This window comes from Paraburkholderia sp. BL6669N2 (assembly GCF_003387275.1).
In the GTDB taxonomy this organism is placed as follows: domain Bacteria; phylum Pseudomonadota; class Gammaproteobacteria; order Burkholderiales; family Burkholderiaceae; genus Paraburkholderia.
In genome coordinates this window covers 1,029,293-1,043,465 of sequence record NZ_QUNA01000001.1, presented here as the reverse complement: position 1 = coordinate 1,043,465, position 14,173 = coordinate 1,029,293, and the positions used below count along the sequence as shown (strand labels likewise).

The window sequence follows — 14,173 nt, the reverse complement described above, 5'->3', positions numbered from 1 at the left end:
GAAAAGCTGGGGCGTGAGTCGGTCATAATGGCCGGCGACAAGGAACCAGAAGATGACGAAACGAAACCGACGGACACACTCACCGGCATTCAAGGCAAAGGTGGCACTAGCGGCGCTCAAGGGCGACAAGACGCTGGCAGAGTTGGCCCAGCAATTTGATGTCCATCCGAACCAGATCACGGACTGGAAGAAGCAGTTGCAGGAGCGGGTTGCCGATGTGTTCGACGCGGGCAACGCGCCCCCAGCTGCACCGCCAATCGACGTGAGGGTGTTGCACGCGAAGATCGGACAGTTGACGTTGGAGAATGATTTTTTAGAAAGCGCGCTCAGCAAGGCGGGACTGCTGGGCGTAAAGCGATGATCGATCGTGATCACGCCCTGCCGGTGACGCAGCAGGCCCGGCTGTTAGGCATAAGCCGCTCGAGTGCCTATTATCAGCCGCGTGAGGTCAGCGAAGCGGATCTGAAATTGATGCGCCGGATTGACGAGCTTCACCTCGACCATCCATTTGCCGGGGCGCGAATGTTGGCACGTCTACTGCGTCGCGAAAGTATCACAGTCGGACGCAGGCACGTTGGCACCTTGATGAAGCGCATGGGCGTCGAGGCGTTGTATCGCAAGCCAAACACGAGCCGCAAGCATGCAGCCCACAGGATCTGGCCGTACCTGCTGCGCAACCGGAAAATCGATCGGGCCAATCAGGTCTGGGCGCTCGATACGAGCTATATCCCGATGGCGCGGGGCTTCGTCTATCTGACGGCCGTCGTGGACTGGGCGAGCCGCCGGGTGTTGGCGCACCGGGTGGCGATCACACTAGAGAGCTGCCATGCTGTCGAGGCGCTGGAGGAAGCGTTTGCGAAATACGGGCCGCCTGAGATCGTCAACACGGATCAAGGAAGCCAGTTCACCGCAACCGAATTCACCGACGCGGTTCTCGGCCGGAAGGTTCTCCTGTCGATGGACGGAAAAGGCGCCTGGCGTGACAACGTGTTCGTCGAACGGGTGTGGCGCAGCGTCAAATATGAAGAGGTTTATTTGAAAGCGTACGACTCGGTAGGCCACGCGCGTCGCTCAATCGGCAATTACCTGAACTGGTATAACCAGAATCGGCCTCATTCGAGGCTGGCCGATCAGACGCCGGATGAAGCATACTTCGCCACGCTGCCAGCGATAAAATCGGCAGCTTGATTGCCCCAACAATTCCACTTAAAAATCTCGGGACCCTGTCCGAACAAGCGGCGCCACCTCTTCCTGCGCCGTGGATACACGACGAAAGAACTACAGGACGTGATTGTGACGAACCCAGACACTATCAGGCTGTTACGCCTGTGGATTGCGAAGGAGCCCTATCACCAGACTCCGTGGGGAAAATCCATGTCGTCCCCCATGCGCCCACACCGCAGCATAGAAAACTCACCTGTCCGAATTTAAACAAGTCACTTGCCGTGTTAGCTCCCGTTAGGGATCGCCGTTAGCTCGAATGCTTTACAAAACACATGTCTAGTATGTCGGCCCTTTCCCATTGAGGGGAAAGGCAGTTTCCCCGCGCCGTAGCGTATGGGGAAACGTGTGGGAGCGATGTTTGGCGGCCTGTGGGGAATGCTCAATTTTCCCTCACATGGCCCGCAAAGCATTATGGCGTGGGGTTTAGCGCTGTGGGGAGAGACTTATCCACGGACTTGCGAACACAATCTGTGGATAACCTGCAGCGCCGCCAGTCATCCCCACGGCGCCCGACGTTGCTGCATCCACCGGCACCTCAAGTAACAAACCCATTCGGGTCAAGCACTTAAGCGGGTAGCCCCGGAGTTATCAACAACGCTGTCAACACAAACTGGGGATAACGTCGAGGCCTTCCAGGGTCTTCGTTTCGTGAAAGAGCCATTGTTCAACGCCGGCTGGTTCATTCCGTACCGCACACACAAATCCCCATGCGTTCAAGGTGTTAGCCTGCTTGTCAGATAGTTTTCAACAGGCTCTTCAACAAAAAGTGGGGATAAGTTTGCAGCGATCAGTACGGAATCCCAGGTTTAGCTAATCGACAATGCCCGGGTTCGCTGCCGGAGCGGCCGACGCCGAAGCCGAAGCCGCGGTCGCTGCAGTTGCGGAAGACGCCGCCGACCCCACCGGCGGATTCCCCATCGCCTGAAACAACGCCGCTGTATCCGTCAAACGCGCGCTCGTATAGCGGATCTCATCGAGTTGCGCGTTGCGGAACTGCTGCTCGCTTGAACGCGCCGACGCAACAGGCAACGCACCGAGCCGGTAGCGCCCGGAGGTCTCATCGAAGATGCCTTGTGCCGAGCGCGCGGCAACATTCGCCGCGTCCAGCGCCTGCGAGTCGTGCTCGAGCGCGGCGAGCGTGTCGGCGACGTTCTGGAACGCGGCCAGCACCGTCTGTTTGTACTGCGAGACGGTGGCGTCGTAGGTATCGACCGCCGCGCGCCGTTGCGCGAACAGGGCGCCGCCGTGGAACAGCGGCTGCGACAGCGACGCACCGATGCTCCAGATCGCCCCCGCGCCGGAAAGCGCGACCGGCCAGCTAAAGCCGCCTTGTCCCATCGACGCGCTCAGCGACAGGCTCGGGAACATCTGCGCGGTGGCCACGCCGACATCGGCCGCCGCGGCTTTCAAGGCGGCATCGGCAGCCTGGATGTCGGGACGCGAACGCAGCAGTTCCGACGGCACCACCACGGGCACCTGCTCAGGCACATGCAACTGCGCGAGTTCAAGATCGTCCGGTGCGGCATCCGGTGTGCGGCCGAGCAGCACCGCCAACGCATGGCGCGTTGTGAGCCACTGCTGCTTCAGGCCCGGCAAACTCGCGGACAGACTCGCGGCGCTTTGTTGCGCGCTCAACTGATCGGCGTGCGAGACGGCCCCCAATGCATAACGCCGCTGCGTGTCGCGCGCCTGATCGTTGGCGATCGTCACAAGCCTTTCCGTCGTCTCGATCTGCGCGCGTAGCGCGGCGCTGGTGATCGCCGCGCTCACGATGTTGGCGGCCAGCGCCCGCCGCGCGGCGTCGAACTGATACGCCTGCACGTCGACGCGCGCGGCGAGCGCCGCGTCGGCGAGGCGCGCCGCGCCGAACAGGTCGAACGTATAGTGCGCCTGCAACTGACCGACGAAGATGTTGTACAGAAACGTGTTCGGTCCGATCTCGGGGATCGCCAGCGCGCGATTGCGCGTGACCTGGCCGCCGGCATCGATGGTCGGCAGCATCGAACTGCCGATCTGCGCACGTAATTGCTCACGCGCGGCGGCGAGGCTCTTGTCGGTCGCGGCGAGCGTCGGGCTGTTGCGCAGGCCTTCATCGACCAACGCGTTCAGCGCGTCGGATCGATACAGCTTCCACCATTCGGGTACCGGCTTCGCGCCGACCACGAATTGCTGCGTGATGCCTTGCGCGGGCACGGTCTGCGTCGGCTGCGCTTCGGCGCCGTAGTGCGCCGGCTGCGGCATGGCGGGCGGCTCGCCGCTGGGCCCGAACGAACAGGCGGCGAGTGCGCATGCCATGCCGGTGAGTGCCGAGATACGCGCGGATCGGGAAAGTGCGAAAGTAATCATGCTCAATTCCCCGTATGCGTCGTGCCGGACGCGGACGGCGCCTGCGGCTCGCGTTCATCGGCACGCACGCGGAACGACACGGCGTAGAGCGCGGGCAGATAAAACAGCGTGAGGATCGTGGCACTCGTAATGCCGCCCATCAGCGCGGTGGCCATCGGTCCGAAGAAGTTCGAGCGCAGCAGCGGAATCAGCGCAAGCACGGCGGCCGCCGCGGTCAGCGTGATCGGCCGGAAGCGCCGCACGGTCGCGCCGACAATCGCGTCGAAACGCTTATGTCCCGACGCAATGTCCTGTTCGATCTGATCGACCAGAATCACCGAGTTGCGCATGATGATGCCGAACATCGCGATCACGCCGAGCATCGCGACAAAGCCGAACGGCTGGCCGAACAGCAGCAGCGTGAGCACCACGCCGATCAAGCCGAGCGGGGCGGTCAGCACGACCATCAGCACGCGCGCGAAACTTTGCAGCTGGATCATCAGCAGCGTTAGGACGGCGATGATCATGATCGGCATCTGCGCATTGATCGACGTCTGACCTTTGCCGCTTTCCTCGACTGAGCCGCCGATTTCGATCCGGTAGCCGACCGGCAGTGTCGCGCGAATCGGGCTCAACGCTTTGTCCACCGCATGCGTGACGTCGATGCCTTGCGCGCCGGGCGCGACGTCGGACTGAACGGTGAGGGTCGGCTGACGGTCGCGTTCCCAGATCACGCCGTATTCCAGGTCGTTGCGCAAATGGCCGAGCGTGCCGAGCGGCACGGGGCCATTAGGCGTGGGCATCGCCAGCGTGACGAGTTGCGCGGGGTCGACACGCTCCGCCTTCGGCGCGCGCAGATCGACGCTGATCAGCTTGTCGCGTTCGCGGTACTGCGTGACGGTGTAGCCGGAGAGCGTCATCGCGAGGAAGCTCGAAATGTCGTCGGAGCTGACGCCGAGTTCGCGCGCTTTCTTCTGATCGACTTCGAAGCGCACCGAGCGCTCGGCGGGTTCGTCCCAGTCGAACTGAACGTTGCTGGTGCCGCGGTCCGCGCGCATGGTTGCGGCGACGCGCTCGGCGATCGAGCGCACGGTGGCGATGTCGTCGCCGCTCACGCGGAACTGCACCGGATAGCCGACGGGCGGTCCGTTTTCGAGGCGCGACAGGCGCGTGCGAATCGCCGGAAAGTTGTTGCGCAATTCCGGTTCGAGCCATTGCGCGAGCTTTTCGCGATCCTTCACCGACTTCGCCGTGATCACGAACTGCGCGAAATTGGGCTGCTGCAATTGCTGATCGAGCGGCAGATAGAAACGCGGCGCGCCGGTGCCGACGAAGTCGACCGTATGATCGATTTCCGGGCGGCCCACCAGCGCTTTTTCGAGCCGCTGGGCCTGGCGCAGCGTGGCTTCGAACGACGCGCCTTCGGGCAGGCGCACGTCCACCAGCAACTCGGGACGGTCCGAACTCGGGAAGAACTGTTGCGGCACCAGCGTGAAACCCGCCATGGCCAGCACGAACAGCGCGACGGTGATGGCCAGAACGACGAAGCGCCGCTCGATGCACCAGCCGATCCAGCCGCGCAGGCGCCGGTAGAAGCGCGTGTCATAGATATCGTGCTCGTGATCGTCGGGCAAATGCGCTTCCTGAGCCTCGCGTTTGCGCTCGGGCAGCAGGTGGTAGCCGAGCAACGGAATCAGCACCACCGCGGCGAGCCACGAGGCGATCAGCGCGATCGCCGATACTTCGAAAATCGACCGCGTGTATTCACCGGTGCTCGACTTGGCCAGCGCGATCGGCAGAAAACCGGAGACGGTGACGAGCGTGCCGGTCAGCATCGGAAATGCGGTGCTGGTGTACGCATACGCTGCCGCGCGCGTGCGGTTCCAGCCTTGCTCCAGTTTCACCGACATCATCTCGACGGCGATGATCGCGTCGTCGACGAGCAGTCCGAGCGCGAGCACCAGCGTGCCGAGCGACACCTTGTGCAGGCCGATGTCGAACAGATACATGCACAACGCGGTGACGGCTAGCACCACCGGGATCGAGATCACGACCACCATGCCGGTGCGCACGCCGAGTGACACGAGACTCACCACCAGCACGATCGCCACCGCTTCGGCGACGGCTTCGAGAAAGTCGTCGACCGAATGCGCGACCGCATCCGGCATGCTCGACACTTCGACCAGTTGCAAGCCTGCGGGCAGCGCTTTGCGCAACTGCGCCATCTGCTGATCGAGCGCCTTGCCGAGGCGGATTACGTCGCCACCCGGCTGCATCGTCACGCCGATGCCGAGCACGGCCTTGCCGCCGGCGCGCATTTGCGTGGCGACGGGGTCGTCGTAGCCGCGTTTGATCGTGGCGATATCGCCGAGACGGAACGAGCGGTTGTTGATGCGGATCAGCGTGTCGGCGAGCGCGTTGATGTCTTTGAACTGACCGGTGGGGCGCACGAATACGCGGTCGTCGGCGGTGGTCAGCGTGCCGGCTTGCGACACGCTGTTCTGCGAGTTGATCGCCTGGCCGAGTTGCTGCGGCGAGATGCCGAGACGCGTGAGTTGCGTGTTGGCGATCTCGATGTAGATGTGCTGGTCCGGATCGCCGAAATAATCCACTTTGCCGACGCCCGGCACGCGCAGCAGCACCGTGCGCAGCTGGTCCGCGTAGTCGTGCAGTTGCGCGGCAGAGAAGCCGTCGCCTTCCAGCGTGTAGATGTTGGTGTAGACGTCGCCGAACTCGTCGTTGAAAAACGGGCCTTGAATGCCTTGCGGCAGCGTCGCCGCAATATCGCCGACTTTCTTGCGCACCTGATACCAGGTCTCAGGTACGTCCTTGACCGGCGCCGAGTCCTTCATCGAGAAGAACATCAGCGATTCGCCGGGGCGCGAGTAGCTGCGCACGAAATCGATGGCGGGCGTCTCCTGCAATTTGCGGCCGATGCGGTCCGTGACCTGTTCCTGCATCTGGCGCGCGGTGGCGCCGGGCCAGAAGGTGCGGATCACCATCACGCGGAAGGTGAAGGGCGGATCTTCGGACTGCGCGAGCCGCGTATAAGCGAAGATGCCGAAGGCGGTCGCAAGCGCGATCAGGAAGACCACCAGCGCCTGATGGCGCAGCGCCCAGGCGGACAGGTTGAAGCGTCCTTCTTCATGCGTGGTGCTCATGAAGCGAAGTCCTCGGGATGCAGCGGCGCGATCGCCCGGACCTTTTCGCCGGCGCTCACCGTATGCACGCCTTGCAGCACGACGCGTTCGCCGTCCTTGAGACCTTGGCCGATCACGACGGTGCGTTCGTTGTAACGCGTAACCGTCACGCGGCGCAGTTCCAGCGCGTTATCCGCGGCGCGCACGATCCACACGGCGGGCTGCGTGCCGTCATGGAACAAGGCCGTGGCGGGCACGGTGAACGAACCGTGCTGATTAGCCGAGGCGTTAGCTTGTGTGGCGAGTTCGATATCCGCGGTCATGCCGAGGCGCACGTCCGGACCGGGATTGTCGAGCGTGAGTTTGGCGCGATAGGTGCGGCTTTGCGGGTCGGCGGCGGGCGACAGTTCGCGCACGCGCGCGGTGAATTTGCGCCCCGGCAGCGCGGCGAGCGTGACGTTGGCGGTTTGCCCGACCGAGAGCGCGGCGAGCGCGCTTTCCGGCACGTCGCATACCACGTCGATGTCGCCGCTCCACGCGAGGTTGTAGACGGCCTGACCCGCGGAGACGTTCTGGCCCGTGTCAGCCTGTTCGGCGGTAATCACGCCGGCGTGATCGGCGGCGAGCGTGGTGTATTGCAACTGGTCCTTCGACAACGCCGCCTGCTGCGCGGCCTGATCGCGCTGCGCGAGCGCGGATGCGTATGCATTGGTGGTCTGTTCGAGCTGCGCGGGCGCGATCAGGTTTTCCTTGGCCTGCGCCTGATCGCGATCGAGTTGCTGCTTCGCATACACGAGAGCGTGCTGCGCGGCGGCGAGTTGCGCCTGCGCGCTCGCGGCGTTCTTCTGCTGGTCGGCCGGATCGAGGCGGGCGACGATCTGCCCGTTCTTCACCACATCGCCGAGACGCACGCGCCGCTCGACGATCTTGCCGCCGACGCGAAACGACAGCGGCGTCGAATAGCGCGCCTGCACCTCGCCGGGCAAGGATGCCGCCTGCGTGGCGCTGCCGTCCGCATGCACGGCGACGGCCACCACCGGACGCGGCTCGGGCGCCGCGGCTTGCTGCTTCGAACATGCGGCCAGCGTGACGGCGCCGGCCAGAACCAGCACGAATGCGGCGCGCCGCAGGCGCGCTCGATGACGATGCTGATGGGACTGCGGACGCATCGCGGGCGATGCGTGAAGACCGGGACGCTTCACAATTACCCCAACTGGAGACAGCGAACGAACAGGGCAAGCCGCAGCGGCCCGCCAACGAAGACGCGCCGGCCGTTCATGCAATTGGCATACGCGACTGATTCAGAATGACGAGATGCATTCTAATACACACATGTATTTGAATGTTGGAGTGAATTCGAATTCTTTTCGGTGCTAGACTTGCGCCCATGAAACGGCAACGACTGACACGCGAGCAGAGCAAGGACCAGACGCGCGAGCGTCTGCTCGACGCTGCGCAAGCAATTTTTATGAAGAAAGGGTTTGTCGCGGCGAGTGTCGAAGACATCGCGGCGGCGGCGGGCTATACGCGTGGCGCGTTCTATTCGAACTTCGGCAGCAAGAGTGAGTTATTTCTTGAACTATTGCGGCGCGATCACGAGGTCATGCAGGCAGGGCTGCAGGCCATCTTCGCGAACGCGGCATCGCGTGAGGAAATGGAAGAGCGCGTGCTGCGCTACTACAGCAACCTGCATCGCGAGAACAAGTGTTTCCTGCTGTGGGCGGAGGCGAAGCTGCTCGCGGTGCGCGACGGCCGGTTCCGGATTCGCTTTAACGCGTTCATGCACGACAAGCTCGAGCAACTCGGCGCGTATATTCGCGAGTTTTCGGCGCGGGTCGGTACGCCGATGCTGATGCCGCCGGAGACGCTGGCGATCGGCTTGATGAGCTTGTGCGACGGCTTGCAGTTCTTCTACACGGTCGACCCGCAGAACGTGCCGGCGGAGAGAGTTGAAGCGGTGCTGGCGGGATTTTTCGCGCGCGTGGTGTTCGGGCGCGATGCGTAAGCGCGTTGAAGCGCGCGATCAGTTGGTCGGCAATTGCGCGCAGGTGTCCACCACCGGCGTGGCGCATACATACGAATACTGACCGCTGTAGCGCAGCACTTCTTCGCCTACGTGCAGCACCACCTTGATGTCCGGGCAACGCTCATAAGCGATGAAAGCCGAGCATGCCGCGGCGGACCAGCAGACCAGCGAGAACGCGATTTTTTCGAGAAGCTGAAAACGGTGTGTCATGGCGGCTTGATTGCAATTGATTTCCAGTCGGACGCTATGGTACCAGAATACTAGGGTTTATACCTAGTCGAAATCCGCAATAATGCTCGCGGTCAAGCGCGTTATGAGCCTGCAAGCGTGACGCAGGCGCCTCGCAAACCTGTCCGGATTGTCATGTTCAGGTCAGGGTTGGGACATGATCGGGTCGATACAATCGGCACGTTGGGCAAGCCCGCGCGCGCCTTGCCGCGCGGGTCGACACAGGCGCGAGGCGTGCGCCGGCCCGGCTTTACCGAGGCAGGAGTCGTCCCATGAACCAATTGCAGTCGATGCGCGTATTCGTCAAAGTGGCCGACCTCGGCAGTTTCGTCGGCGCGGCCGGCGCGCTGGATCTTTCCACGGCGGTCGTCACGCGCCACGTCGCCGATCTGGAAGCGCGTCTCGGCACGCGCCTGCTCAATCGCACCACGCGCCGGCTGTCGCTGACCGAGTCCGGCACGACCTATCTGGAGCGCGTGCGTCACATTCTCGACGACCTGGAAGGCGTGGAGCAGATGGTGGTGGCGCGCAATCACGAGCCGGTCGGCACCTTGCGTATCGTCGCGCCGGTGGTGTTCGGGCTGCACAGCCTCGCCCCCGTGGTGCAGTCTTATGCCGCGCGTTATCCGGATGTCGTTCCCGACGTCACGCTTGCGGATCGTCATGCCGATCTGGTGGAAGAGGGCTTCGACGTGGGCATTTTCGTGGCGCGGCACATGCGCAGCGCGAGCATTGTCACGCGACGGCTCACTACCGGCTATCTGACGGTGTGCGCGACGCCCGCTTATCTGGCGCGGCACGGCACGCCGACGCGGCCGGAGCATCTGCTCTCGCATCCCTGGCTGAGCCGGCCGTCCGAGCAGGGCGGCGAGGAGCGTGTGTTCACCGGACCGGATGGCGAAGTCCGCCTGCGCCCGCCGAATGCGATCGTCGCGAACAATACGGAGATGCTCAGGCAGTTCGCGCTGCTGGGCATGGGCGTGGCGATCCTGCCGAGCTATCTGATCGGCCGCGACCTCGCGTCCGGACGGCTGGTGCCGCTGCTACGCGAATACCGTTTGCCGCAGATCGAAGTCTCGATCGCTTATCCGAGCCGCCTGCATTTGCCGGCGAAGGTGCGCACCTTCATCGATCACCTCGTCGAGTATTTCCAGCAGCCGGGGCAGCAGACAGGTGATCCGCGTGCTGTGACGCCGGCGCGTTCCGTGAACGGGGCGACGGACGTTGCAGCGGATATCGACGATCTGTCGGTGCCGGAATTGACTGGCGACGCAGCGCGCCCGTTGCACAAGACTGCGCGCTCGCGAATCGCGGCTTCGTCGCCGTTTTGATGCCGTTTTGGTGCCGTTTTGACGGCGGCGCGGCAGGCGTCGGCTTTTGACGCACGGCGTCAGTTGGTATGGCGGACTCGCCGGCATGCCTGTCGGCGCTGTGCGCTGCGTCTCGCTTCGCAGCGCCGCCCTGAAGCCACGCTAACGCCTCAAATCCACACGTCGTTTGCCGCCGTCCGCTCGCTGACTTCCTCACCGGTATTCTTCACGCCGCGCGGCTCGATCAGCAGCAGCTTCACTTCGTGTTCGGCGTACGGCTTGTGCTCGATGCCCTTCGGCACCACGAACATTTCCCCCGCCGAAATCAGCACGAAACCATCGCGCATGTCGATGCGCAATTGCCCTTCGAGCACGATGAACGTCTCATCGGTGTCGGCGTGCTCGTGCCAGATGAAATCCCCTTCGATTTTTACCAGCTTGAACTGATAGTCGTTCATTTCGGCGACCACGCGTGCTTGCCACTGGTCGTTGAAGAGCCGCAATTTTTCCGCGAAATTGATGGCCTGATACGGCCGTTGAGTGACCTGTGCGTCGGACATGCAGTGCTCCTCCTGAGCGGTTATGTCAGGCAGGAGCGTACGGCGCGGCGGGTGGCCGGGTCTTGAACGTTTGTGCGCGCGGGCTGTGCGTCGAAAACGCCTTCGCTCAGCGCGCGCCGGGTCCCGACGATCCGAGCATCTTCAGCCATTGCGCCGGTGCGACGCCCCAAGTGTGCTTGAAGTGCCGCGTCATGTGGCTCTGATCGGCGAAGCCGCTCGCCGCCGAGGCGTCGGCGAGCGACACGCCCGCGAGGACCCGTTGCCGCACGAGATCGAGTCGCCGCATGGTCAGATAGCGGTGGGGACTGGTGCCGAACAGTGCGCGAAAATCCCGCGACAAACTCCAGCGGTCGCGGCCCGCCGCGGCCGCGAGTTCATCGAGCGTGACGGCGCGATCGAGCGAGGCCAGCAGGTAGTCGCGCGCAAGCGTTGCCGCGCGGTAATCCACCGGACGCGGTGTATCCGGCGCGCCTGCCACCGTGTCGAGTGCGACCGCCAGATCGTAGAGCGCGCTGTCCTGTTCGAGCGGATCGATGGCGCTGTCCATCGCGCGCAGCAGGCTTTCGGTGGCGGCGAACAGGCGCGGATCGCTCGACAGCCCGCCTTCCAGGAACGGCAGCGCCTTGCCGCCGAGCGCCTGCTGGAACAGCGCCGGATCGACATAGATCATGCGGTAGTGGAAGCCGTCGCCGGTGCCGGCCTGGCCGTCGTGCGGTTCGTCGGGATGCAGCACCATCGTGCCGCCCGGCAAGCTGTTGCGGGTGCTGCCGCGATAGCGAAAGCTCTGCACGCCGGACAGCGTGCGACCGATCGCATAAGTATCGTGGCGATGCATTGCGTAGCCGGCCTGGTGAAAGAACGCCTCGATCCGCTCGATGCCGCTCGCGCCGACCGTTTGCGGCGAGCGATAAATCCAGTCGGAACCGCGGCCGTTGCGCGTAGACGAAAGCGGCAAGGAACGCGCCGGCGATGAAGCCGGTTCCTCGCTCATCCGCCGAGCCCCGGGCCGTAATTGCCGCTGATGTAGCGCGTCACGGAGGCGACGTCGGCGTAATCCTGTTCCGGCAGGCCATCGAGCATCGACAGCACTTCGTTGCTCGCGCCGGCTTCGCGCGCGGCGTCGACCAGCGCGTCCTTGTACGTGGGAAATTGGACTTCGCTCAGAAGATCGGTGATCTGCAGGTCAATCGATTCGCCGGGAATAGCCGATGCGGTCATGCAAACGCTCCTGTTGATACGGTTGGACGTGACGAGGACGTGAGTGTTGCCGCTGAACGAAACGCCAGAGGCCGCGCTAGTTGCCGTATGCCGCATGAGAAAAAGTGCCCGTCCGCGCACGCCATCGTCACCGCTGACGGGCCGCGACGTCTCACGTATGCGCCCGGCGCGCGCTTCCGTCCATGCTGGTGTCAGGTCTGCAAATGCTCGTTCTGTCCGGTGAAGCTCCGATCGAGATGCCGTGACTTGGGCAGCGCGATATGTTGCCATTGTTGCGGACGATTATTGTCCGCGGCGGCTACATCCGGCGCCGCCGGGGCGACGGGTGCCGCGTTGGCGCGTTCGGCAAGGCTATTGGCGTTCGTGCTGTCCGGCGCGGTGTGAACCGGCGCGGCGAAACACGAGGCTGACAGCGTCACCATGGTCAACAGCGCCGAGGTTTTCATCCCGACCTCCTAAGCTCATGCGGCGCTGACAGTTGAGCAAGTGCTGTGCCGCACGCGCTGTGCCGTCCCCGCGTCGAAAGGACGGCGCATGCTCTGCGCGGCGTGGCCGAGGTGTACGGTCGGCGGCTACCGCGCATCTTTTCATCTTACGCGCGCAAATTCTGCATCGCGCGCACGTTTGCGGCAAAACGGTATTGTGATTTCAGATGATGGCAGAAACGCGGCGACAACGCAGCAGCGCCATTGCGAACGGCCGTGCGCTGCGAATGTTGCGATGCGGCAGGAGCCGCGGACGAGGTTCTAGCGCAGCACGTCGAAGCGCGTCCACGGCCACGAAGGCCGGTCGCGCATGTACCCATTCAGCCAGTTCCACTGCGGATGCCGCTTCATGAACGCCTGCGCGTCGAACGGCCGCCCGCAAGGGTGGCCCCAGCGCGCGCTGAACGCCATCTCGCGCGCCATTTCACTGTCGACCACCTTGCCGTCGTTGGCTCCCCATGGATTGAACGGCCCGTGATCGGTGCCGCCGAAGCGCGCGTCGTCCAGTTCCAGATGCCCGCAGATGGTGCGCGAGCAGGGATTGTCGTTGCGGTCGAGATAAACGTCGTGATGATCGGCGATCATCTCCTTGGCCAGTTCCACGTCGATCTTGCCGCGATGCATTTCCTCTAGCTGCATGAAGCGCAGGCGCCGTGCGCCGTTCTTGCGCACGTCCGTATAGTCTTCGCCTTCGCCGAGGCATTCCTGGTTGCGGATCTTCAGGTCGGTCGCGGTGTTGTAGCCGCTGTAGAAACCATCCTTGGTGCTCTCGAAACCGGAGAAGTGCAGACCCAGTTCGTAGCGCGCGATCTCGCCGGTCTTGGCGTCGCCCAGCAGCCAACTGTTCGCATAGCCGCCGTTATTGGCGATCGCGAACATTTCGCACCATTCGCCGATGCTATTCGCGTACTGCGACGCACGCCGCGAGCGATAGAACTCGGGCGCGCCCGCCGCGTTGTAGCCCGCGAAGTTGGAGATGGTGGTTTCCGTCACCATCAGCCCGGCGGCGGTGACCCAGAAATCCGTCAGACTGGAAATGCAGCCGGGCAAGCCTTGCATGAGGATGCGGTTGCCCTCGTCGGGCACGATGTCGAAGATCACGTTGAACGCGTCGCCGGCGGCGTAGCGGTCCCAGGAGTTGTGCGCCATCACGATGCGGCCGTCGCGCGTTGCGCGGCCGGTGGCAATGAATGCGCTGCAATGGTGCCCGCGCCGTCCGCGCCACGGCTTCACGCCGAGGTTCGGCTGCTTCTGCGACGCGTGGGTCGGCCACCAGCTTTGCAGCAGATCCATGTAGCCGTTCCACGCCAGCACTTCGGCGAACGGCAGCTTGGCGCCGTCGGCGATGCCCTGGATTTCGTCGGCGAATTCGGTGTCGAGTTTGTTGGCGAACTGCGAGACCGCGGCGTTGACGAAGGTGTCGAAATCTTCGCCGGTGTCCCATTTGGCGAGATAGCGGGCGGTGTGGATCGCGTTGCGGATTTCGCTGGCGAGCAACTGGCCGTGCTGCTCGCCGCGATCGTACGGCTCGCCTTCGATATGCAGGAAAATCCAGCCTGCCTGGTCGCGGCGCACGGCATCGAGGGACGGTTCGCTCATCTTCGCTCCGATCGAAGGACGGGCGTCTCGGCGCGCCCGTTCTGGCGTAACGCGCGCT

12 protein-coding genes are annotated in these 14,173 nt (G+C 63.6%); 3 read left to right on the top strand and 9 right to left on the bottom strand.

Annotated elements, in window-relative coordinates; all coding sequences use genetic code 11:
* Positions 1-52: 52 nt before the first annotated feature.
* Positions 53-1,188, top strand: a protein-coding gene (locus tag B0G80_RS04690; RefSeq protein ID WP_408967691.1) for an IS3 family transposase whose coding sequence is annotated in 2 segments (ribosomal slippage) — positions 53-317 and positions 317-1,188 — 1,137 coding nt in all. Because the reading frame shifts where the segments join, the coding sequence is not laid out codon by codon here.
* Positions 1,189-2,034: 846 nt separating this feature from the next.
* On the opposite strand, the gene B0G80_RS04685 is transcribed toward B0G80_RS04690, so the two are convergent.
* The 3 genes from B0G80_RS04685 to B0G80_RS04675 are packed head-to-tail and all read right to left on the bottom strand — an operon-like array spanning position 2,035 to position 7,858.
* The gene (locus B0G80_RS04685) at positions 2,035-3,570 is read right to left on the bottom strand and encodes an efflux transporter outer membrane subunit (RefSeq protein ID WP_116117171.1); all 1,536 of its coding nucleotides are present in this window, start codon (positions 3,568-3,570) and stop codon (positions 2,035-2,037) included.
* Between the two features lie 2 nt (positions 3,571-3,572).
* A complete protein-coding gene (locus B0G80_RS04680; protein ID WP_116117170.1) occupies positions 3,573-6,710 on the bottom strand; it encodes an efflux RND transporter permease subunit in 3,138 nt (1,045 codons plus the stop codon).
* Positions 6,707-7,858 carry an efflux RND transporter periplasmic adaptor subunit gene (locus B0G80_RS04675; RefSeq protein WP_116117169.1) on the bottom strand — a complete coding sequence of 384 codons (1,152 nt, stop codon included), beginning with the start codon at positions 7,856-7,858 and terminating at the stop codon, positions 6,707-6,709. The genes B0G80_RS04680 and B0G80_RS04675 overlap by 4 nt, the downstream gene beginning before the upstream one ends.
* Positions 7,859-8,076: 218 nt before the next feature.
* On the opposite strand from B0G80_RS04675, the gene B0G80_RS04670 reads away from it, so the two are divergent.
* A complete protein-coding gene (locus B0G80_RS04670) occupies positions 8,077-8,694 on the top strand; it encodes a TetR/AcrR family transcriptional regulator (protein WP_116117168.1) in 618 nt (205 codons plus the stop codon).
* An 18-nt stretch (positions 8,695-8,712) separates the two neighbouring features.
* On the opposite strand, the gene B0G80_RS04665 is transcribed toward B0G80_RS04670, so the two are convergent.
* Entirely contained in the window at positions 8,713-8,925 is a 213-nt protein-coding gene (locus B0G80_RS04665) for a hypothetical protein (RefSeq protein ID WP_106284388.1), read from the bottom strand.
* Positions 8,926-9,215: 290 nt separating this feature from the next.
* On the opposite strand from B0G80_RS04665, the gene B0G80_RS04660 reads away from it, so the two are divergent.
* A complete protein-coding gene (locus B0G80_RS04660) occupies positions 9,216-10,274 on the top strand; it encodes a LysR family transcriptional regulator (RefSeq protein ID WP_116117167.1) in 1,059 nt (352 codons plus the stop codon).
* A 149-nt stretch (positions 10,275-10,423) separates the two neighbouring features.
* Here the strand turns inward: B0G80_RS04660 and B0G80_RS04655 are convergent, their stop codons facing one another.
* The 5 genes from B0G80_RS04655 to B0G80_RS04635 form a co-directional block, all read right to left on the bottom strand.
* On the bottom strand, positions 10,424-10,813 hold the full coding sequence (locus tag B0G80_RS04655) for a cupin domain-containing protein (RefSeq protein WP_106284267.1): 390 nt from the start codon (positions 10,811-10,813) through the stop codon (positions 10,424-10,426).
* Positions 10,814-10,919: 106 nt separating this feature from the next.
* Positions 10,920-11,804 carry an AraC family transcriptional regulator gene (locus tag B0G80_RS04650; protein ID WP_116117166.1) on the bottom strand — a complete coding sequence of 295 codons (885 nt, stop codon included), beginning with the start codon at positions 11,802-11,804 and terminating at the stop codon, positions 10,920-10,922.
* The gene (locus B0G80_RS04645; protein ID WP_106284269.1) at positions 11,801-12,031 is read right to left on the bottom strand and encodes a DUF2795 domain-containing protein; all 231 of its coding nucleotides are present in this window, start codon (positions 12,029-12,031) and stop codon (positions 11,801-11,803) included. Before B0G80_RS04645 ends, B0G80_RS04650 begins: the two co-directional genes overlap by 4 nt.
* 191 nt (positions 12,032-12,222) lie before the next feature.
* A complete protein-coding gene (locus B0G80_RS04640) occupies positions 12,223-12,477 on the bottom strand; it encodes a hypothetical protein (protein WP_116117165.1) in 255 nt (84 codons plus the stop codon).
* Positions 12,478-12,777: 300 nt separating this feature from the next.
* Positions 12,778-14,115 (bottom strand): C45 family peptidase, encoded by a 1,338-nt coding sequence (locus tag B0G80_RS04635; protein ID WP_116117164.1) that lies wholly within the window; start codon positions 14,113-14,115, stop codon positions 12,778-12,780.
* Between the last annotated feature and the right edge of the window lie 58 nt (positions 14,116-14,173).